Genomic DNA, 18,784 nt, shown 5'->3' with positions numbered 1-18,784 from the left:
ACATCGGCGTCATGGACTGGTTCACACTCTCCGTCGTCATCCTCCTCCTCGCCGCCTCGGCCTTCTTTGCGCTGAGCGAGACCGCGCTGACCGGTGCCTCCCGCGCCTCGATGCTGCGGCTGTCGAAGCAGGGCAATCGCGATGCCGATGTGGTGTCGAGCCTGTTCGACATGCGCGAACGGCTGATCGGGGCCCTGCTGCTCGGCAACAACATCGCCAATATCGGCGCCTCCGCGCTGGCGACCGGTATTTTTACCGCCTGGTTCGGTGAGGTCGGCGTGCTCTACGCGACCGGCGTGATGACCGCGCTGGTCGTGATCTTTGCCGAGGTGCTGCCGAAGACGATCGCGATCAATGCGCCGGATCGCGTCTCGCTCGCGGTCGCCAGGCCGATGCGCGCGACTGTGTTCGTGCTCGGTCCGGTGCTTGCCGTGATCGAGGCGATCGTGCGCGGGCTGATGCGGCTGATCGGCTTCAAGGTCGGGGCCAATCAGCCGATCCTGTCGCCGACCGAACGCCTGCGCGGTGCCGTCGATCTGTTGCATCATGAAGGCAAGGTCGAGAAGCAGGACCGCGACATGCTCGGCGGCCTACTCGATCTGCGCGAATTGCAGGTGTCGGACGTGATGGTCCACCGCACCGAAATGGTGATGGTGAATGCGGACCTGCCGCAGGAGGAACTGGTGCGCGAGGTGCTCGCCACCGAGTACACACGCATCCCGCTGTGGCGCGGCACGCCAGAGAACATCATCGGCGTGCTGCATGCGAAGGACCTGCTGCGTGCGATTCGCGCCGCCGAGGGCGATGTGTCGCACATCGACGTTGCTTCACTGGCGCTCCCGCCGTGGTTCGTACCGGAGATGCGGTCCGTATCGGAACAGCTGAAGGCGTTCCGCCGGCGCAAGACGCATTTCGCGCTCGTGGTCGACGAGTATGGCGAGGTCGAAGGCATCGTCACGCTGGAGGATATTCTGGAGGAGATCGTCGGCGACATCTCCGACGAGCAAGATGTGCAGGTCGCGGGTGTGCGCCTGCAGCCGGACGGGTCCGTCGTCGTCGATGGCTCAGTGCCGATCCGCGATCTCAATCGCGCGATGGACTGGACGCTGCCCGATGAGGAAGCAACGACAGTTGCCGGTCTCGTCATTCACGAGGCGCGTTCGATCCCCGAGCGCGGCCAGAGCTTCACGTTCCACGGCTTCCGCTTTCGCGTGCTGCGCCGGGAGCGCAATCGCATCACCGCGCTGCGTATCGTACCGGTGCCGCGCGGCGAAACCGAGGAGGCGCGGCCGCGCCGTGCGGGCACGGCGTTCTAATTGGGGATCAAGCCTCGCCCGGCGCCTTCGCATGCAGCGCGAGCGCGTGCACCGAGCCGGCAAGTTCCGCTGCCAATGCGGCGTTGATCAGGCGGTGGCGATCGACACGGCTCTTGCCGGCGAAGGCCTGCGACACAATATACACGCGGAAATGGGTCTCACCGCTCGGCTGATGGCCCATATGGCCTTCATGCAGATGTGATTCGTCTTGAACATCGAGGCTTTCGGGCGAGAAAGCTTCGCGCAACTTATCGATGATAGCATCTCGGGTCCGCATGGTCTCTGGAAATACGCATCAAATTATTTTTCGTCAATCGGCGGTCCCCGCCTGAGGTATTCGCAATGTCAAGACTTGAAGCTTTTCGCGTTGCGTAGTCAAAGTCCGCCATGCCGATCGATTCAAACAAATTCTTCGACTCCATCCGCATCAAGCCCAAGAAACAGGCTGCGCGGCAGCCGGTGGTGCGCGAGGAGGCCCAGCCCTGTCAGTGGCCGGACTGCAAGAACAAGGGCTCGCATCGCGCGCCCAAGGGACGCGAGAACGCGCGCGAGTATTGGCACTTCTGTCTCGATCACGTGCGCGAGTACAACCAGTCCTACAATTTCTTCTCGGGGATGAACGCCGAAGCGGTCGCGCGCTATCAGAAGGATGCGCTGACCGGACACCGCCCGACCTGGAAGATGGGTGCCAACACGTCGGCCAAGCGCGGCACCGGCAGCGCCGAGGGCGATCTCGGCGATGCCGCCGATCCGTTCAGCGTATTCGCCGAGATCAACGGCCGCGGCAGTTGGCGTCCGGATCCCCGCTCGGCCCCCAAGGCCGAGACGCGCAAGGTCTTCAACGCCGAGCGCAAGGCGCTGCAGGTGATGGGCCTCGGTCCCGACGCGACGCTCGAGGATGTCAAGGTCAAGTACAAGGCGCTGGTGAAGCAGCACCATCCCGATGCCAATGGCGGCGACCGCTCCACCGAGGATCGCCTGATCGAGATCATCAAGGCCTACAACTACCTGAAGACGGTGGTGAAGGGCTGATGCGCGGCAGCGCGCGAGGCTGCCGCACGTCGCGTTGAAGGTATCAGGGCTTCGGCCCGATATAGGCCGAGCTCGGCCGGATCAACCGCCCGGTGCGCTGTTGCTCGCGGGCATGCGCCGTCCAGCCGGCGGCACGCGCCACCGCGAAGATCGGCGTGAACGCCTGGCGCGGAATCTGCAGCGCATCGAGCAGGATGGCGGTGAAGAACTCGACATTGGTGTCGAGCACGCGCTCCGGATTCTTCCGCCGCAGCGCTTGGCGGATGTAGGCCTCCACCTCGCTCGCAAACGGCAGGTCGGCCCCGCTGCCCGCCAGCCGCTCGATCGCGCTCTTGAGCACGTCGGCCCGCGGATCGCGCACGCGATAGATCCGATGCCCGAACCCCATCAGCCGCTCGCCACGGCCGAGCGCCGCGTCGACCCACGGCCTGATGTTGTCGCGCGTGCCGATCGCGTTGAGCATTTCCAGCACCGGCTCCGGCGCGCCGCCATGCAGCGGGCCGGTGAGCGCGCAATAGCCGGCGGTGACTGACGCGAACAGGTCGGCCTGGGTCGAGGCGACGACGCGCGCGGCGAAGGTCGAGGCGTTCATGCCGTGATCGCTGACGGTGACGAGATACGTGTCCAGCGCCGCCACCTCGCCGCTCTCGGGCGTGTCGCCGCGGACCATCCGCAACGTGTCTGCCGCGTGACCGGCGTCTGGGTCGGGCGCGATCGGCCTCGCTCCCTGGGCGCGCTGGACCAGGGCGCCGGCGATCACCGGGCAGGCGCCGACGATCGTGGCTTCGTCGTCGAGCCCGGGTTCGGACCGCAGCGCCGCGACGGCGGCGCGGAAGCCGTCGATGATCGACAGGCCGGAGGTCGCGGCGAGCAGCTCGGGCAGCCGGGCAAAGGCACGCTCGCGGGCACGGCCAAGGCTGGCGCGGACCTCGGCCTCGCCGACGGTGCGCTTCGTCGCCGCGCTCCATAGCCGGGCGGTCACGCCCTCGAAGCCGCTGGCGGCGGCGAGATCGGCCACACGCGCTCCGGCGATGATGAGCTCCCCCTGCTGGCCGTCGACGTGGCTGAGCACGGTCTCGGCGGCGGCGATGCCGTCGAGGCCGATCGGGGTCTTGCCGAGCTGGATGGTCATGGCGGGTCTCCTTCGAGAATGATCACGCTGACAAGATCCGCCCAGTCGACAACTTGATCAATCTTGATTAAGCTGATCAATATGAAAAAAGACAGCGGCCTTTACCTATCTGCCCGTGAAGCTTCGGCGGAGCTCGCGATCTCGCCGGCCACCCTCTACGCCTATGTCAGCCGCGGACTGGTCCGCTCCGAGCCGTCTCCGAATTCGCGCAGCAACCGCTATCGCGCCGAGGACATCCGAGCCCTGAAGGAAAGGCGCGCACCGGCCCCCGAGCCGCGCGCCTTCCGCAGCTTCGATGCGGACCTCCCCGTGTTCGATTCCGCCGTGTCGACGATCACCGAAGCCGGTCCGATCTATCGCGGCGTCAATTGCGTCGACCTGGCCGTGCGCGGCACGCTGGAGCATGCTGCGACGCTGCTGTGGGACGTGACCGCGCTCGATCCGTTTGCGCCAGGCAACCTTCCGGCCGTGTCGGAGGAGATGGGTTTCATCGCCGATGCTGCGCGGCGCGCGGCGCCGATCGACCGCGCCATCGCGGTACTGGCGCTGGCGACACATGCTGATCCCGCGGCTTTCAACCGCGCTCCCGACGGTCGGGCGCTGGTCGGCGCGCGCATCGTTCGGCTTGTGGTCGCAACCATGTTGAACCAGCCAGCGTCAGCCGATCCGCTCCATGTTCAGGTCGCGCGGAGCTGGGCGCCCGGACATGAACATGCGCCGGACCTGATCCGTCGCACCCTGGTGCTGCTGGCCGATCATGAGCTGAACGCGTCGACCTTCACCGTCCGCTGTGCGGCGTCGACGGGCCTCAGCCTCTACGATGCCGTCATCGCGGGTCTTGCGGCGCTCAAGGGACCGCAGCACGGCGGCGCCGGCGTCCTGGCGTCGCAGCTGGTGAAGGCACTCATCGATCGCGATGTCGCGCCGCTGATCCGCGAGCGGGTGGCGCTCGGCGAGCGCTTCGCCGGCTTCGGCCACGGCGTTTACAAGCACGGCGACCCTCGCGCCATCTCGCTCCTGGAGGCGCTGACGCGCGCCGGTGCGCCGCGCAAATTCACCCGCGAGGTGCCCGAGCGGATCGCGGAAGCGACCGGTGAATTCGTGAACATCGATTACGCGCTGGCCGTGCTGGTTCACAGCCTGCGGCTGCCCGCGGGAAGCGAGCTGGCGCTGTTCGCGATGGCGCGCTGCGTCGGCTGGATCGCCCATGCCTGCGAGCAGCTGCAGTTCGGCCGCCTGATCCGGCCGCGCGCCCGCTACACCGGACCCATCCCGGGGCGCGGCGCTACCCTGGAGACGCTCTAGCGACCGCCGTCCGCCTATTCCGCCGTGCCGGCCGCCAGCTGAGTTTCGCGTCGCTTCCGCACGAGCCACAGCACGAGCCAGACCACGATCGTGCCCGCGACAGTCGCGATGATCCAGGTGGACTTGGCGATATGGCTATGATGCGGAATGCCGCCATAACGGTGCAACAGCTGCACGGCGAACACTCCGGGCAGGACATGGGCGCAGGCCCACAGCACGATGGCAGGGATGTTCACGGCGTAGAAGCGGGGCGGAGGGATGTCGAGCGCGCCGGCCGTGATCGGTACGACGGCGCGGATCGGCGCGATAAAGCGGGCGAAGAAGATCGCCAGGGTGCCGAAACGGTGGAACAGGGCCTCGCTCTGCGCCACCAGGCGCGGATAGTTCGAGAACGGCCAGCTCGTCAAGATCTCGCGCTGCCTGCGATGGCCGACCCAGAACGCCCCGCCGTCCCCCAGCACCGCGCCCAGGATCGCCGCCGCCAGCACCCATTGCAGGGTCAGCTCGCCGCCCGGAATCAATGCGCTCAGCGCCAGGATGATGGTCGTGCCTGGAACCACCGAGCCCACGATCGGGATCGCCTCCAGCAGGGCGGCCAGAAACAGGGTGAGATAAGCCAGTCCCGCATGCGCTGAGACGAAGGCAATGAGGGGATCGAGCAGATGGGCCACGCGGTTCCTGTTGGTGCAGAGGGTGGGCGGGGAGCTCCTCCATAAGTAGGAACCCCGGCTCCGGGTGCCACGTCGAGATCCTGGGAAGAGCCGGTGGGCGGAAAGGTGGCACGATTCGCAGGGCAGCCTTTCGAAAACGACCACTCATGCCTATCTCGATGATATAACGACGGAACTTTGATCAAGGCTTAGGCTTCTGCCCGCGCGTGCTCTCTGCTAGGCTGGCGTCGAAGCCCTTCAACCGCAGCCAAACATGAAATCTGGTTTCGGGAATGCCCGGGACCTCGGAGGATGAATGACGACCGCCGCTACGACCAATGCGCAGGAGATGACCGGTGTGCCCGACATGAAGGTGTCGGTGCGGCAGGTGTTCGGGATCGACAGCGACCTTGAGGTGCCGGCCTTTTCCGCAAGCGACCCGCATGTTCCCGAAGTCGACGCCGACTACCGCTTCGACCGCGCCACCACCCTTGCGATCCTGGCTGGCTTCGCCAAGAACCGCCGCGTGATGGTGACTGGTTACCATGGGACGGGCAAGTCGACCCATATCGAGCAGGTCGCGGCGCGACTCAACTGGCCCTGCGTGCGCGTCAACCTCGACAGCCATATCAGCCGCATCGACCTCGTCGGCAAGGACGCGATCGTGGTGAAGGACGGCAAGCAGGTCACCGAATTTCGCGACGGCATCCTGCCCTGGGCGCTGCAGCACAACGTCGCGCTGGTGTTCGACGAATATGATGCCGGCCGCCCCGACGTGATGTTCGTGATCCAGCGCGTGCTCGAAGTGTCGGGCCGCCTGACCCTGCTCGACCAGAACAAGGTCATCAAGCCGCACCCGGCGTTCCGTCTGTTCGCGACCGCCAACACCATCGGGCTCGGCGACACTTCGGGCCTCTATCACGGCACCCAGCAGATCAACCAGGGCCAGATGGATCGCTGGTCGATCGTCACCACGCTCAACTACCTCGCCCATGACGAGGAGGTCGAGATCGTGCTGGCCAAGGCCAAGCACTATCAGAACCCGCAGGGTCGCGACACCGTCAACAAGATGGTGCGGCTCGCCGACCTCACGCGCAACGCCTTCGCCAATGGCGATCTGTCGACGGTGATGAGCCCGCGCACGGTGATCACCTGGGCCGAGAACGCCGAGATCTTCAGTGACATCGGCTTCGCCTTCCGTGTGACGTTCCTCAACAAGTGCGACGAGCTCGAGCGTCCGCTGGTCGCGGAATTCTATCAGCGCTGCTTCAATGCGGAGCTGCCGGAATCCTCCATCAACGTGGCGCTGAGCTGACACACCGGCGTCGTTCTGGCCTCGGGCCGGGACCCATACGCCGCGGCCTCTCTCGTCGGGTGATGCGGGAGAGCGAGTGCGAACAAACGAACGCCGGTGGTTATCGGGCCTGGCGTTCGCCGGGACGATAGCCGCAGGAATCAGATGACCACACCGAGCAACAAGCCCCGTCCTGGCGTCAAGGAAGCACCGACCGAACCTTTCAAGAGGTCGGTCACGGGGTGCCTGCGCGCGATCGCCAGGGCGCCTGAGCTCGAAGTCTCCTTCGCGGCCGAGCGTCCCGGCCTCGCGCCGGGCAAGGCCCGGCTGCCGGAGCCGGCGCGCAAGATGACCAAGCGCGACGCCGCCGTCGTGCGCGGCCATGCCGACTCGATCGCACTGAAGCTCGCCTGCCATGATCCGAAGATCCATCGCAAGCTGATCCCGGGCAATCCGCAGGCGCGTGGCGTGTTCGAGGCGGTCGAGCAGGCGCGTGTCGAGGCGATCGGTGCAAAACGCATGGCCGGCGTCGCCAAGAATCTCACGGCGATGCTCGACGACCATTTCCATCGCGGCAAGTATGACGAGATCACCGACCGCGCCGACGCACCGCTGTCGGATGCGCTGGCGATGCTGGTGCGCGAGCGGCTGACCGGCATGGCGCCGCCGAACGCGGCGCGCAAGGTGGTCGATCTCTGGCGTCCGTTCCTGGAGGACAGGATCGGCCAGCGCCTCGATGAACTCGGCCGTTTCACCGAGGACCAGGCCAAGTTCGGCGACTTGGTTCACGATCTGCTCTCGGCGCTGGATCTCGGCGACGAGCGCAACGCGGATTCGGAAGAGGACGAGGACAACGACGACAATCGCGATGGCGACAATGAGCAGTCCGGCGCCGAGGGCTCGCCGGATTCCGACGCTGCCCAGGAGATGAGCGCCGACCAGGCGCAGACGACGTCGGACGAGATGTCGGAGAGCGCGATGGAGGCGGCCCAGGCCTCGGCGTCTGACACGCTCGACGACGGCGAACTCGGCGACGACGAGACGCCGGGCGAGGCGACGCGTCCGAACCGCGGCGGCGCCAACGAGCCGCGCGGCCCCGAATATCACGCCTTCGCGCCGAAATTCGACGAGGTCATTGCCGCGGAAGACCTGTGCGACCATGACGAGCTGGAGCGGTTGCGCTCCTATCTCGACAAGCAGCTCGCGCATCTGCAGGGCATCGTGGCGCGGCTCGCCAACCGGCTGCAGCGCCGGCTGATGGCGCAGCAGAACCGCGCCTGGGAGTTCGATCTCGAGGAGGGCATCCTCGATCCGGCGCGGCTGTCGCGCGTCGTCATCGACCCCTATCAGCCGTTGTCATTCATGCGCGAGAAGGAAGCGACCTTCCGCGACACCGTGGTGACGCTGCTGCTCGACAATTCCGGCTCGATGCGTGGGCGGCCGATCACGGTGGCCGCGACCTGCGCCGACATTCTCGCGCGCACGCTGGAGCGCTGCGGCGTCAAGGTCGAGATCCTCGGATTCACGACGCGGGCATGGAAGGGCGGACAGTCGCGCGAGGCGTGGCTTGCCGCCGGCAAGCCGGCCAATCCCGGCCGCCTCAACGACCTCCGCCACATCATCTACAAATCGGCCGATGCGCCGTGGCGGCGGGCGCGCAAGAATCTCGGTCTGATGATGCGCGAGGGGTTGCTGAAAGAGAACATCGACGGCGAGGCGCTCGACTGGGCGCACAAGCGCCTGCTCGGGCGTGCCGAGCAGCGCAAGATCCTGATGATGATCTCGGACGGTGCGCCGGTCGATGACTCCACGCTGTCGGTCAATCCCGGTAACTATCTCGAGCGGCATCTGCGCCACATCATCGAGGAGATCGAGACCCGCTCGCCGGTCGAGCTGATCGCGATCGGCATCGGCCACGACGTCACGCGCTACTACCGTCGCGCGGTGACCATCGTCGATGCCGAGGAGCTCGGTGGCGCCATCACCGAGAAGCTCGCCGAATTGTTCACCGAGACCCACGCGGCGCCGCAGCCTGCGCCGGGGCAAAAGCGCAGGCTGCATTCGTAAGCGGCCGTCGGCCGGCTGCGTGCCTCCTCCGGCTCGGAGGAGGTGGGGGAGGGGGCTCCGCTAACGATGTCGCTGCAGGCGATTGCCGACCGCAGGCGCTTTCTCGCGCTGACCATCGGCGGAGTGTCGGCATTCGCATGGTCCGGGACGGCTGTTGCGCAGCTTGCGCCGGCGCCGGTTCGCAGACGCGTCACCATTGACGAGCACTCCGTCACATCGGCGGTCAAGATCGAGGTCAACGCGCGACCGCTGCCCTCGTTCGACCTCCGCGATCGGACGCATCTGCGCTTCGGGATGCTGCAATATCGCAGCGGCGTGGCGCTGACCTCGTCCTTTCCCGGCTTTGGCGGCCTGTCCGGCATCCGGCTCGATGCCAAGGGTGAACGCTTCCTCGCGGTCAGCGACAAGGGCGGCTGGTTCACTGGCCGCATTGCCTATTCCGGCCGCGAGATCGCGGGGCTCGCCGATGTCGAAGCGGCGCCGCTGCTTGGTCTGGACGGACGTCCCATCACCGATCGCGGTTGGTATGATTCCGAGTCGCTCGCGCGCGATGGAGACATCGTCTATGTCGGCCTCGAACGCGTCAACCAGCTCTTGCGCTACGACTTCGCCAAGGGTGGAACCGGCGCGCGCGGCGAGATCGTGCCGCTGCCGCCAGCCGCCAAGCGGCTGCCCCACAACAAGGGACTGGAGGCGTTGGTGGTCGTGCCGAAGGGCCTGCCGCTCGCCGGCACCCTGATCGCGCTCTCCGAGCGCGGTCTGGACCCGAACGGCAATCTGCTGGCCTTCCTGATCGGCGGACCGGCCGCGGGACAGTTCAGCATCGTTCGCAGCAACGACTTCGACGTCAGCGATGCCGTGCTGCTGCCGTCGGGCGATCTTCTGGTACTCGAACGCAAGTTCTCGCTGTTCAACGGGGTCGGCATTCGAATCCGCCGGCTGACGCTGGCGCAGATTGCGCCGGGCGCGCTGGTCGATGGTCCGGCGATCTTCTCCGCCGATCTCGGCCAGGAGATCGACAATCTCGAGGGCATCGATGCGCATGTGACGCCGGAGGGCGAGACCGTGCTGACGCTGGTGTCCGACGACAACTTCTCGATGATCCAGCGCACGCTCCTGCTGCAGTTCACGCTGATGGAGTGAGCTGCGACACCGCTGCGGCGGCTCGCGTTGACCGCGGCTCGTCCATGATCGACACTCGCGGCCATCAGATCATCGCGTCAACCGTCACAACCTGGAACTCAGCATGAGCGCCCTGTTCACTCCGATCAAGCTGCGCAGTCTCGAACTCGCCAACCGCATCATGGTGTCGCCGATGTGCCAGTACTCGGCCGAGAATGGCGCGGCCAATGACTGGCACTTCACCCACGTCAACACGCTGGCGCTGTCGGGCGCGGCGATGTTCTGCATCGAGGCGACGCATGTCGAGCCGATCGGGCGCATCACTCTCGGCTGTCTCGGGTTGTGGGACGATGTGACGGAAGCCGCGCTGAAGCCGATCCTGGCCTCGGTTCGCAAACATGCGAAGGCTGCGGTTGCGATGCAACTCGCCCATGCCGGCCGCAAGGGCTCCAGCCACAAGCCGTGGCATGGCGGACAGCAGATTCCGCTCGCGGACGGCGGATGGCAGACGGTCGCGCCGTCGGCCTTGCCGCACAAGGAGGGCGAGCTCGCGCCGGCGGCGCTCGATCTCGTGGGCCTGGCCCGCATCCGCGATGCGTTCGTTTCCGCATCGCAACGGGCGGCGCGCCTCGGCATCGACGCGATCGAGCTCCACGGCGCGCATGGCTATCTGTTGCATCAGTTTCTGTCGCCGATCGCCAACCAGCGCACCGACAGCTACGGCGGGTCTCTGGAGAATCGCATGCGCTTTCCGCTCGAAGTTTACGATGCGGTGCGCGCCGTCTTTCCTGCGGACAAGCCGGTCGGCATGCGTGTCTCGGCCACCGACTGGGTCGAGGGCGGCTGGGATCTCGAGCAGACCATCATATTTGCGCAAGCGCTGAAGCGCCGCGGCGCCGATTGGATCGACGTCTCCTCGGGCGGCGTGTCGCCGTTGCAGAAGATCACGCTCGGACCCGGCTATCAGGTGCCGTTCGCCGCGGCCGTGAAGCAGGCGACAGGGCTTCCCACCATGGCGGTCGGTCTCATCACGCAGGCGCAGCAGGCCGAGGAGATCGTGGCCTCGGGCAAGGCCGACATGGTCGCGCTGGCCCGCGGCATGCTCTATGACCCGCGCTGGGGCTGGCACGCGGCAGCAGAGCTCGGCGGACAAGTCGCCGCACCTCCGCAATATTGGCGTTCGCAGCCGTCGACGCAGAAGGAGCTGTTCGGCAAGACGACGTTCGGCGCACGCTGACCGCTCGCTTCCCGGTGTGATCGCTTGCCCCGGCGGTCAATTCCAGGTAGTGTGCGAAGGCGGTGCCGCGTGTGGCGGGTCATGGCAAGCGATGTTCGCCGAGCGGTTAGCGACAGACCAGGATCTCAGTAGCACCTCCAAGCGCGCCGGAGTCTGGCGCCGGCTTGGCGCGTTGCTGATCGACATGGTGGCCATCGCGGCCATTCTGCAGGTCTGCGCGTTGGTCCTTTTTCCGCTGAGCCACGGCCGCGTTCAGTTTGCCGACGGCATCTATGCCATCAGCTGCAGGAAGCTTGACGCGATCCCGCCCGGGGTCGCCGTGCCCGCCGATCTCAAGCCCAACCGGATCGTCGATTGCACAAACAGCGTGTTCGGCCTGCCCTCTGCCCGCATGGTGCGGGTCGCGCAGGTCACGCGGGACGGTCCGTTCACCAAGGAAGTCCACGTCGACAGCATGCTCGATGCGGAGGGCACTCCGGTCAAAGGACTCTCGCTCGGGATTTTCCTGCTGCCGCTGTTGCTGGTTCTGCGCGCCATATTCGACACGGCCGCCGGCACGCCCGGCCGAAGGATTTGTCGTATTCGTCTGGCGAGCGCCGATTGCAGTGCAGTGACGAATGCCGCGGCCGGGCGGCGTTACGGCCTGCTGCTCTTGGTCGTGAGTCCAGCGCTGATCTGGTCGGTCGTGGTATCATTCCTGGACATCGCCGCGTTGCCGGCATCCTTGCTCATTGGCGTGACGCTCGCATCGTATTGTCCGCTGCTGATCGTCGGCCTCGCTGCATGGCGGCAAGTCTACATGCGAAGGGACAGCTGGTACGACCAGTTCGCAACCACTGCCGTCTATTGCGTTGATCGCGGGTGGGTAAGTGCCGAGCCGTCAACTCCGCTCTCGCCCGCGCCGTTGAGCCCGCAGCGGAGCTACCTTGCCCGGCACTGGCGCGGTGAGCTGTCCTTGCCCGTGTCGTACTGGGTCAACGGAGCACTGCTCGGGGTGATTGCGACGCTCGCGATCGAAGTCGTGACCGCGCTGGTCGCGCAGCAGGGATTCGATGCGCAGCCGCTGCCGGCGCTCGTCCTGATGTGCGTGATATGGCTCTGCATCTTGTTGTTCACGCTTTGGCAGACCGTTGGCATCTGGCGCTCGTCGACGCGCTATAGCGGTGGCGACAACGGCGCGTGGGGCGGCCTGGCGAAGATCATGGTCGCGCTCGGCGTCGGAATCTCGGTTTGGCATTTCTTCACGCAAGGCCTGCCGCGGATCGCAGGCATTGCCGAAATCGTCGCCGGCGACAGCTCTCTGGGACCGCACCAATTCAAGGTCCTCGCCTCTGGCGAAATGCTGGAATTCACCGGTGGCATCAAGTACGGCACGGCCAAGGAGCTCGAAGGTTTCCTGAACGCGATGTCGGAGGTCAAGACGGTGCGGCTCGATTCGGCCGGCGGCCGCATCCGCGAGGCGCAACGGATGTCCGACCTGATCAAGGCGCGCGGATTGTCGACCCTGGTCGAGAAGCAATGCCTGTCGGCCTGCACCATTGTCTTCTTGGGCGGCAAGGACCGCATCGTCGTGTCAGATGCACGGCTCGGTTTCCATCAGCCCTCCTATCGCGGAATCACCGCTGCCGAGCGCAGCCGGACCATAGCGATCGAGGAGGAGCGGCTGCAGAACCTGGGGCTGTCCCGCGCCTTTGCCGAACGCGCCAATATGGCGGAGCCGAGCTCGATGTGGTTTCCTGACCATGCCGAACTGCTCAGGGAGCATGTCGCGACCCGCCTCGTGCCTGCGACCGCAACTGCCGCGGCTGCGTCGGCAACGAAGGTTCGAACCATCGCGGTGGATGGCGCCGCCCCGAACAGCGAGCAGTCGGCCGCACCTGCCCCGCCGCGGCCCACGGTTTACCTGCCGCCGGACCTCGTGCAGCGACTCCAGTCGGAGAAACCTCCCGGTCGCTTTCCATCACCCATGACGGGCCTCAAATAGCCGCGAGCTGCGCTGACGTGTGCTCGCCCCTCAAACAGTCGGTGATTGTCGGCGTCTCATGACGTGCTAGACTTCGCAGACCACGTGCGGCGATGCCGACTCGTCTGGTCGTGTTTCGTCTCGCGTGACGATGAGCGCATCACAAAGATGCGCCGCAATACAAACGCGAGAGGAAAGCGCCATGGAAATCGGATATTTCACGATGCCCTCGCATCCGCCGGAGTGCGGATTGAAGGAAGGGCAGGAATGGGATCTGCAGGTCCTGCGGTGGCTCGACGAGCTCGGCTATCAGGAAGCCTGGATCGGCGAGCATCACACCGCGCCCTGGGAGCCGCATCCGGCGCCTGACCTGATTCTGGCGCAGGCCTTCCGTGAAACCAAGAACATCCGGCTCGGGCCGGGCGGCTTCCTGCTGCCCTATCATCACCCGGCCGAGCTCGCCAATCGCGTCGCGATGCTCGATCACCTCTCCGACGGCCGGCTCAATTTCGGCATTGCCGCATCCGGCCTGCCGAGCGACTGGGCGATGTTCAACGTCGACGGCATGAGCGGCCAGAACCGCGAGATGACGCGCGAGGCGCTGGAGATCATCCTGAAGATGTGGTCCGAGGACGCGCCATGGACGTACAAGGGCAAGTACTGGACGGTGACCAAGCCCGACGTGATGTTCGACTTCCTCAAGCCGCACATCAAGCCGGTGCAGGCGCCGCATCCGCCGATCGGCGTCGCCGGCCTGTCGAAGAACTCCGATACGCTGAAGCTCGCCGGTGAGCGTGGCTTCATCCCGATGAGCCTCAACCTCAACCCCGCCTATGTGTCGTCGCACTGGGACTCGGTCGAGGCCGGCGCCGCGAAGTCCGGTCGCAAGCCCAGCCGCAGCGATTGGCGGCTGGTGCGCGAGGTGTTCGTCGCCGATACGGACGAGGAAGCCTGGCGTTTGTCCTCCGGCGACATGATGGGACGGATGATGGGCGAGTACTTCCTGCCCCTGCTCGGTCATTTCGGCTTCAAGGACTATCTGAAGCACTCACCCGACGTGCCGGATTCCGACGTGACGGTGGACTATTGCGCCAGGCGCAACTGGATCGTCGGCTCGCCGGCGACGGTGACCGAGAAGATCGAGAAGATCTGGCATGAGGTCGGCGGCTTCGGCACCCTGTGCGTGTTCGGCTTCGACTACAAGCACAGGCCGGAAGCCTGGCACAACTCGCTGCGCCTGTTGAAGCAGGAGGTGATGCCGAGATTGAGCCACCTCAATGCCGGCCTCACCAAGGCCGCCTAGTCTCTCTTGGCGCCAGCATTCACCCTCCCTTTCGGGCAATGCTGGCGTCAAAAGAAATGTAGCTAAAATTTTCGCGCGAGTGCAGCTTCAGATTTGACGTTTGGGTGACGGTCTTGCCGTTAGGACGGATCCAGGCGCCGAATCCGCCGCATGCGTGTGGCGGTCTGACATTGGGGGCAGGTCATGCGGTTTCGCGTCAGGAAGTTTGCCCATATCCTCGAACGCTCGGGTCTGGCTCTGGCGGGCGCCGCCTGCGGCGTCTTCGTCGGGGCCCATGTCGGCTCCAGCGTTCCGTTGCTGACCACACAGGGCTTTCTGATCGTGATGATGCTCTCTGGGGCACTGGGCTTCTATCTCGGCATCGACACGCCGCAACTGCCTTTTCATCCTCATGAGGAGAACTCGCCGGAGGCGAAGATCGATACGGCCGAATTTCTGAGCGCCTTCGGGACCTTCCTCGCAACCCTCACGGCGTTCTTCGCCGTTGCCATCATCATCCTGCGCGAAGATCCGCACATCGTCTGGACGTCGCTGATCATGGTCGGCTGGATCATCGGCGTGATCATGCAGATCGTTTCCGGCGCGATCGCCCGTCTGCGGCGCTGATTTTCCCTGTTCAATTTTTGGGCTAACGCTGTCGCGAGTTTCATCTTGCGGCGGCGATTATGATCGTGTGAGCCTTTGCATCAGGGGCTCGACCTGTGATGCCGCGTCGTTCGTGGACGCATTGCGCGACTGACACAGGTCCTGGCGACGTTTCCAAAGCGTTGCCCGCAGTCGTATTGGAGCCGTTCTACAGCGCTGCGCGCGGACGATCCAACAGTCCATGCGCCCAGAGCAGGCATCACATCAGAAGCTGCATGGCGATATCGCGCACCTTGGCGCGCTTGATGCATCGCGGCCGGCAATGACATTTGGGAAGTTCATCATGTTGAAACGGGTGCTGCTGGGTGTGGTCATTGGCTGCGGACTGTCCGCGGCGCAAGCGGAGGAGCCGAAGATCGGCGGCGTGGTCAACGCGGTGATCCAGCCCGAGCCGCCCGGCCTGATGCTGGCGATGGTCCAGAACGGCCCGACGCAGATGGTGTCCGGCAACATCTTCGAAGGCCTGCTGCGCTACAGTCCCAAGCTGGAGCCGCTGCCCGGCCTCGCCGAGAGCTGGACCATCAGCCCGGATGCCAAGGTCTACACCTTCAAGCTCAAGAAGGGCGTGACCTGGCACGACGGCAAGCCGTTCACGTCGGCCGACGTGCTGTTCTCGATCGACATGCTGAAGCAGACGCATGCGCGCGCTCGCAACAACCTCGCAATTGTCGAGAAGGTCGAGGCGCCGGATGATCTCACGGTGGTGTTCACGCTGAAGGAGCCGTTCGGTCCCTTCATCGGCATCTTCGAGGTCGGCTCGATGCCGATGGTGCCGAAGCACCTGTATGAAGGCACCGACTACAAGACCAATCCGAACAACAACGCGCCTGTTGGCACCGGCCCCTTCATGTTCAAGGAATGGCAGAAGGGATCCTTCATCCGGATGGTGAAAAATCCGAACTACCATGAGAAGGGCAAGCCCTATCTCGACGAGGTCTACTGGCAGATCATTCCCGACGCCGCCGCGCGCGCGGTTGCCTTCGAGACCGGCAAGGTCGACGTGCTGCCGGGCGGCTCGATCGAGAATTTCGACGTGCCGCGCGTCTCCAAGCTGTCGGGCGCCTGCGTCACCGGGGCCGGCTGGGAGTTCTTCTCGCCGCTGTCGTGGATGTGGCTCAACAACCGCCACCCGATCCTGGCCAACAAGAAGGTGCGCCAGGCCATCATGTATGCCATCGATCGCGACTTCGCCAAGGACGTGATCTGGAACGGCCTCGGCAAGGTCGCAACCGGACCTTCGGCATCGACCATCAAGTTCTATTCCGACGACGTGCCGAGATATCCGTACGACCCGGCCAAGGCCAAGGCGCTGCTCAAGGAGGCCGGCTACAAGGGCGAGAAGATTCGCATGCTGCCGCTCGCCTATGGCGAGACCTGGCAGCGCTGGGGCGAGGCGGTGAAGCAGAACCTTCAGGACGTCGGCATGAACATCGAGACGATCGCGACCGACGTGCCCGGCGGCAACCAGAAGATCATGGAGTGGGACTACGACATCGCCTTCACCTATCTGTATCAGTACGGCGATCCCGCGCTCGGCGTGTCCCGCAACTACATCACCTCGGCGATCGCCAAGGGCCAGCTCTTCAACAATGTCGAGGGCTATTCGAACCCGGAGGTCGACAAGCTGTTCGCGGAGGGCGCCACGGCGCCGACCGACGCCAAACGCAAGGAGGCCTATGACAAGGTGCAGAAGATCCTGGCTGAGGACGTGCCGGTGGCCTGGCTGCTCGAGCTCCAGTTCCCGACCATCACCAAGTGCAAGGTGAAGAACCTGATCACCACCGGCATCGGCGTCAACGACGGCTTCCGAGACGCTTGGCTCGACAAATAGTGGTGCACTCCGGGGCGCGGCCATGACCCCCGCTCCGGTGTTTCGCTGTCCCGCCGAGCTGACCTTCACGGACCTTTCATGCTCTCCTTCATCGCCCAGCGCGTCGTGAAAGGCGTCATCGTCCTTCTCGCCATCATCGTGCTGAATTTCTTCCTGATCCGGCTGGCGCCGGGCGATCCGGCCGTGGTCATGGCCGGCGAGGCCGGTGCCTCGGACCAGATCTTCGTGACGCAGTTGCGCGAAAAATTCGGCCTCGACCGTCCGCTGCCGGAGCAGCTCCTCATCTACGTCAAGGGTATCGCCAGCCTGGATCTCGGCTTCTCGTTCCGTCAGCAGGCGCCGGTCGCCAGGCTGATCGCCGAACGATTGCAGGCGACCCTGCTGCTGACGCTCACGGCGTTCGCGATCTCGCTCGGTCTCGGCATCCTGTTCGGCGCGCTCGCCGCGCGCTTCGCCGGCACGATCCTCGATACTGCAATTACCGTGCTCGCGTTGATCTTCTACGCGACGCCGCTGTTCTGGATCGCGCTGATCGCGATCCTGCTGTTCTCGGTCTGGGTCGATTGGTTGCCGAGCTTCGGCTATGAAACGGTCGGTGCCGGCTATACGGGAGTCCGCCACGCGCTCGACGTCGCCGCACATCTCGCGATGCCGGCTGCGACGCTCGGCCTGTTCTTCATGGCGACCTACACCCGCATGACCCGCGCTTCGATGCTCGAGGTCAAGCGGCTCGACTTCGTCAAGACCGCGCGCGCCAAGGGCCTGCGTGACGGCGTCATCCTGCGCCGCCACGTGCTGCGCAACGCGCTGCTGCCGGTGGTGACCCTCGCCGGCGTCCACGCCGGAACGCTGGTCGGCGGCGCGGTATTGACCGAGACCGTGTTCGCGTGGCCCGGCATCGGCCGGCTGATGTATGACGCGCTGATCCAGCGCGACTACAATCTCCTGCTCGGTGTGTTCGTGGTCTCCTCGGCGATGGTGCTGATCTTCAACCTCGTTACCGACCTCGTCTATCGCCTGGTCGATCCGCGCATCGAGTACGCGTCATGAGGCAGTTCTGGCGAACCATGCTGCGCAGCCCGAGCGGCATCATCGGGCTGATCATTCTCGCACTGGCGATCGGCGTCGCGGTGGCCGGCCCGTTCTACTTTCCCAACTCGCCGTGGCGCATGGCGCAGCGGCCGTTCGTTCCGCCGTTCACGCTGTCGAAGGTCCCGCTCGGCACCGATGCGCTCGGCCGCGACGTGCTCGCCGGTCTGATCTTCGGCGCGCGCGTCTCGCTGCTGGTCGGTCTCGTCTCGACACTCGTTGCGCTGATCGTCGGCGTGCCGCTCGGCGCCATCGCCGGCTATTTCGGCGGCCGCGTCGATGATGCGCTGATGCGCTTCACCGAGTTCTTCCAGACCATCCCGAGCTTCGCGCTCGCGATCGTGCTGGTCGCGATCCTGCAGCCGTCGATCTATTCGATCGTCGCCGCGATCGGCCTCGTCAGCTGGCCGCCGGTGGCGCGCCTCGTCCGCGGCGAGGTGCTGAGCCTGCGGACCCGCGAATATGTCCAGGCCGCGGTCGTCACCGGCCAGAGCAATGCCTGGATCATCTGGCGCGAGATCCTGCCCAACGCGCTGTCGCCTGTCATCGTGCTGGCCTCGTTGATGGTCGCGACGGCGATCCTCCTGGAGTCCTCGCTGTCGTTCCTCGGCCTCGGCGATCCCAACCTGATCTCCTGGGGCTACATGGTCGGCGCCGGCCGCACCGTCATTCGTCAGGCGTGGTGGATCACGGTGTTTCCTGGCGTCGCGATCCTGCTGTCGGTGCTCGGCCTCAATTTGATCGGCGAGGGCCTGAACGATGCGCTCAACCCGCGCCTGTCGCGCGAGGGCAGGTGAG

16 protein-coding genes are annotated in these 18,784 nt (G+C 65.4%); 13 read left to right on the top strand and 3 right to left on the bottom strand.

Annotation, left to right across the window (positions count from 1 at the left end; all coding sequences use genetic code 11):
* Positions 1–11 precede the first annotated feature (11 nt).
* A complete protein-coding gene (locus tag ACQR1E_RS06360; protein WP_315715225.1) occupies positions 12–1,316 on the top strand; it encodes an HlyC/CorC family transporter in 1,305 nt (434 codons plus the stop codon).
* Positions 1,317–1,323: 7 nt separating this feature from the next.
* Here ACQR1E_RS06360 and ACQR1E_RS06355 read toward each other — a convergent pair whose 3' ends face one another.
* Positions 1,324–1,593, bottom strand: a complete 270-nt coding sequence (locus tag ACQR1E_RS06355; RefSeq protein ID WP_316183738.1) for a BolA family protein — start codon at positions 1,591–1,593, stop codon at positions 1,324–1,326.
* A 110-nt stretch (positions 1,594–1,703) separates the two neighbouring features.
* Between ACQR1E_RS06355 and ACQR1E_RS06350 the strand changes: the two genes are divergently transcribed.
* Entirely contained in the window at positions 1,704–2,348 is a 645-nt protein-coding gene (locus ACQR1E_RS06350) for a J domain-containing protein (RefSeq protein ID WP_315715227.1), read from the top strand.
* Between the two features lie 43 nt (positions 2,349–2,391).
* Here the strand turns inward: ACQR1E_RS06350 and ACQR1E_RS06345 are convergent, their stop codons facing one another.
* Positions 2,392–3,480, bottom strand: coding sequence for a citrate synthase/methylcitrate synthase (locus ACQR1E_RS06345; protein ID WP_316183739.1), 1,089 nt, complete (start codon positions 3,478–3,480; stop codon positions 2,392–2,394).
* Positions 3,481–3,561: 81 nt separating this feature from the next.
* Here ACQR1E_RS06345 and ACQR1E_RS06340 point away from each other — a divergent pair, with 81 nt between their 5' ends.
* Positions 3,562–4,785, top strand: coding sequence for a citrate synthase family protein (locus ACQR1E_RS06340; RefSeq protein WP_315715229.1), 1,224 nt, complete (start codon positions 3,562–3,564; stop codon positions 4,783–4,785).
* 14 nt (positions 4,786–4,799) lie between these two features.
* On the opposite strand, the gene ACQR1E_RS06335 is transcribed toward ACQR1E_RS06340, so the two are convergent.
* Positions 4,800–5,456, bottom strand: coding sequence for a DedA family protein (locus tag ACQR1E_RS06335; RefSeq protein WP_315752305.1), 657 nt, complete (start codon positions 5,454–5,456; stop codon positions 4,800–4,802).
* A gap of 295 nt (positions 5,457–5,751) precedes the next feature.
* Between ACQR1E_RS06335 and cobS the strand changes: the two genes are divergently transcribed.
* From cobS to ACQR1E_RS06285, 10 genes are all read left to right on the top strand, one after another.
* Positions 5,752–6,750, top strand: coding sequence for a cobaltochelatase subunit CobS (gene cobS / locus ACQR1E_RS06330; protein WP_315715231.1), 999 nt, complete (start codon positions 5,752–5,754; stop codon positions 6,748–6,750).
* A gap of 144 nt (positions 6,751–6,894) precedes the next feature.
* Positions 6,895–8,796: a cobaltochelatase subunit CobT gene (cobT, locus tag ACQR1E_RS06325; protein WP_315715232.1), complete on the top strand. Its 1,902-nt coding sequence runs from the start codon at positions 6,895–6,897 to the stop codon at positions 8,794–8,796.
* 66 nt (positions 8,797–8,862) lie between these two features.
* Complete coding sequence (locus ACQR1E_RS06320) at positions 8,863–9,939, top strand: esterase-like activity of phytase family protein (protein WP_434896823.1); 1,077 nt, start codon at positions 8,863–8,865, stop codon at positions 9,937–9,939.
* A gap of 103 nt (positions 9,940–10,042) precedes the next feature.
* The gene (locus tag ACQR1E_RS06315) at positions 10,043–11,155 is read left to right on the top strand and encodes an NADH:flavin oxidoreductase/NADH oxidase (RefSeq protein WP_434896822.1); all 1,113 of its coding nucleotides are present in this window, start codon (positions 10,043–10,045) and stop codon (positions 11,153–11,155) included.
* A 91-nt stretch (positions 11,156–11,246) separates the two neighbouring features.
* Positions 11,247–13,139, top strand: a complete 1,893-nt coding sequence (locus tag ACQR1E_RS06310; protein WP_434896821.1) for an RDD family protein — start codon at positions 11,247–11,249, stop codon at positions 13,137–13,139.
* A 181-nt stretch (positions 13,140–13,320) separates the two neighbouring features.
* Entirely contained in the window at positions 13,321–14,421 is a 1,101-nt protein-coding gene (locus ACQR1E_RS06305) for an LLM class flavin-dependent oxidoreductase (RefSeq protein WP_315715235.1), read from the top strand.
* Positions 14,422–14,604: 183 nt separating this feature from the next.
* Positions 14,605–15,027, top strand: coding sequence for a hypothetical protein (locus tag ACQR1E_RS06300; RefSeq protein ID WP_315715425.1), 423 nt, complete (start codon positions 14,605–14,607; stop codon positions 15,025–15,027).
* Positions 15,028–15,349: 322 nt separating this feature from the next.
* Positions 15,350–16,897, top strand: a complete 1,548-nt coding sequence (locus tag ACQR1E_RS06295) for an ABC transporter substrate-binding protein (RefSeq protein ID WP_316186613.1) — start codon at positions 15,350–15,352, stop codon at positions 16,895–16,897.
* Positions 16,898–16,975: 78 nt separating this feature from the next.
* On the top strand, positions 16,976–17,947 hold the full coding sequence (locus tag ACQR1E_RS06290) for an ABC transporter permease (protein WP_434896820.1): 972 nt from the start codon (positions 16,976–16,978) through the stop codon (positions 17,945–17,947).
* Complete coding sequence (locus tag ACQR1E_RS06285; RefSeq protein WP_434896819.1) at positions 17,944–18,783, top strand: ABC transporter permease; 840 nt, start codon at positions 17,944–17,946, stop codon at positions 18,781–18,783. Before ACQR1E_RS06290 ends, ACQR1E_RS06285 begins: the two co-directional genes overlap by 4 nt.
* The last annotated feature ends 1 nt before the right edge of the window (position 18,784 follow it).

This window comes from Bradyrhizobium sp. HKCCYLRH1030 (assembly GCF_051168395.1).
Taxonomy (GTDB): domain Bacteria; phylum Pseudomonadota; class Alphaproteobacteria; order Rhizobiales; family Xanthobacteraceae; genus Bradyrhizobium.
The sequence above is the reverse complement of the archived record's forward strand: the minus strand, read 5'-3'. Positions and strand labels throughout refer to the sequence as shown.

Excerpts from the sequence above, each read along its gene's own strand:
- ACQR1E_RS06360 (WP_315715225.1), top strand. The coding sequence starts at position 12 with ATGGACTGGTTCACACTCTCCGTCGTCATCCTCCTCCTCGCCGCCTCG.
- ACQR1E_RS06355 (WP_316183738.1), bottom strand. The coding sequence starts at position 1,593 with ATGCGGACCCGAGATGCTATCATCGATAAGTTGCGCGAAGCTTTCTCG.
- ACQR1E_RS06350 (WP_315715227.1), top strand. The coding sequence starts at position 1,704 with ATGCCGATCGATTCAAACAAATTCTTCGACTCCATCCGCATCAAGCCC.
- ACQR1E_RS06345 (WP_316183739.1), bottom strand. The coding sequence starts at position 3,480 with ATGACCATCCAGCTCGGCAAGACCCCGATCGGCCTCGACGGCATCGCC.
- ACQR1E_RS06340 (WP_315715229.1), top strand. The coding sequence starts at position 3,562 with ATGAAAAAAGACAGCGGCCTTTACCTATCTGCCCGTGAAGCTTCGGCG.
- cobS (WP_315715231.1), top strand. The coding sequence starts at position 5,752 with ATGACGACCGCCGCTACGACCAATGCGCAGGAGATGACCGGTGTGCCC.
- cobT (WP_315715232.1), top strand. The coding sequence starts at position 6,895 with ATGACCACACCGAGCAACAAGCCCCGTCCTGGCGTCAAGGAAGCACCG.
- ACQR1E_RS06320 (WP_434896823.1), top strand. The coding sequence starts at position 8,863 with ATGTCGCTGCAGGCGATTGCCGACCGCAGGCGCTTTCTCGCGCTGACC.
- ACQR1E_RS06315 (WP_434896822.1), top strand. The coding sequence starts at position 10,043 with ATGAGCGCCCTGTTCACTCCGATCAAGCTGCGCAGTCTCGAACTCGCC.
- ACQR1E_RS06310 (WP_434896821.1), top strand. The coding sequence starts at position 11,247 with ATGTTCGCCGAGCGGTTAGCGACAGACCAGGATCTCAGTAGCACCTCC.
- ACQR1E_RS06305 (WP_315715235.1), top strand. The coding sequence starts at position 13,321 with ATGGAAATCGGATATTTCACGATGCCCTCGCATCCGCCGGAGTGCGGA.
- ACQR1E_RS06300 (WP_315715425.1), top strand. The coding sequence starts at position 14,605 with ATGCGGTTTCGCGTCAGGAAGTTTGCCCATATCCTCGAACGCTCGGGT.
- ACQR1E_RS06295 (WP_316186613.1), top strand. The coding sequence starts at position 15,350 with ATGTTGAAACGGGTGCTGCTGGGTGTGGTCATTGGCTGCGGACTGTCC.
- ACQR1E_RS06290 (WP_434896820.1), top strand. The coding sequence starts at position 16,976 with ATGCTCTCCTTCATCGCCCAGCGCGTCGTGAAAGGCGTCATCGTCCTT.
- ACQR1E_RS06285 (WP_434896819.1), top strand. The coding sequence starts at position 17,944 with ATGAGGCAGTTCTGGCGAACCATGCTGCGCAGCCCGAGCGGCATCATC.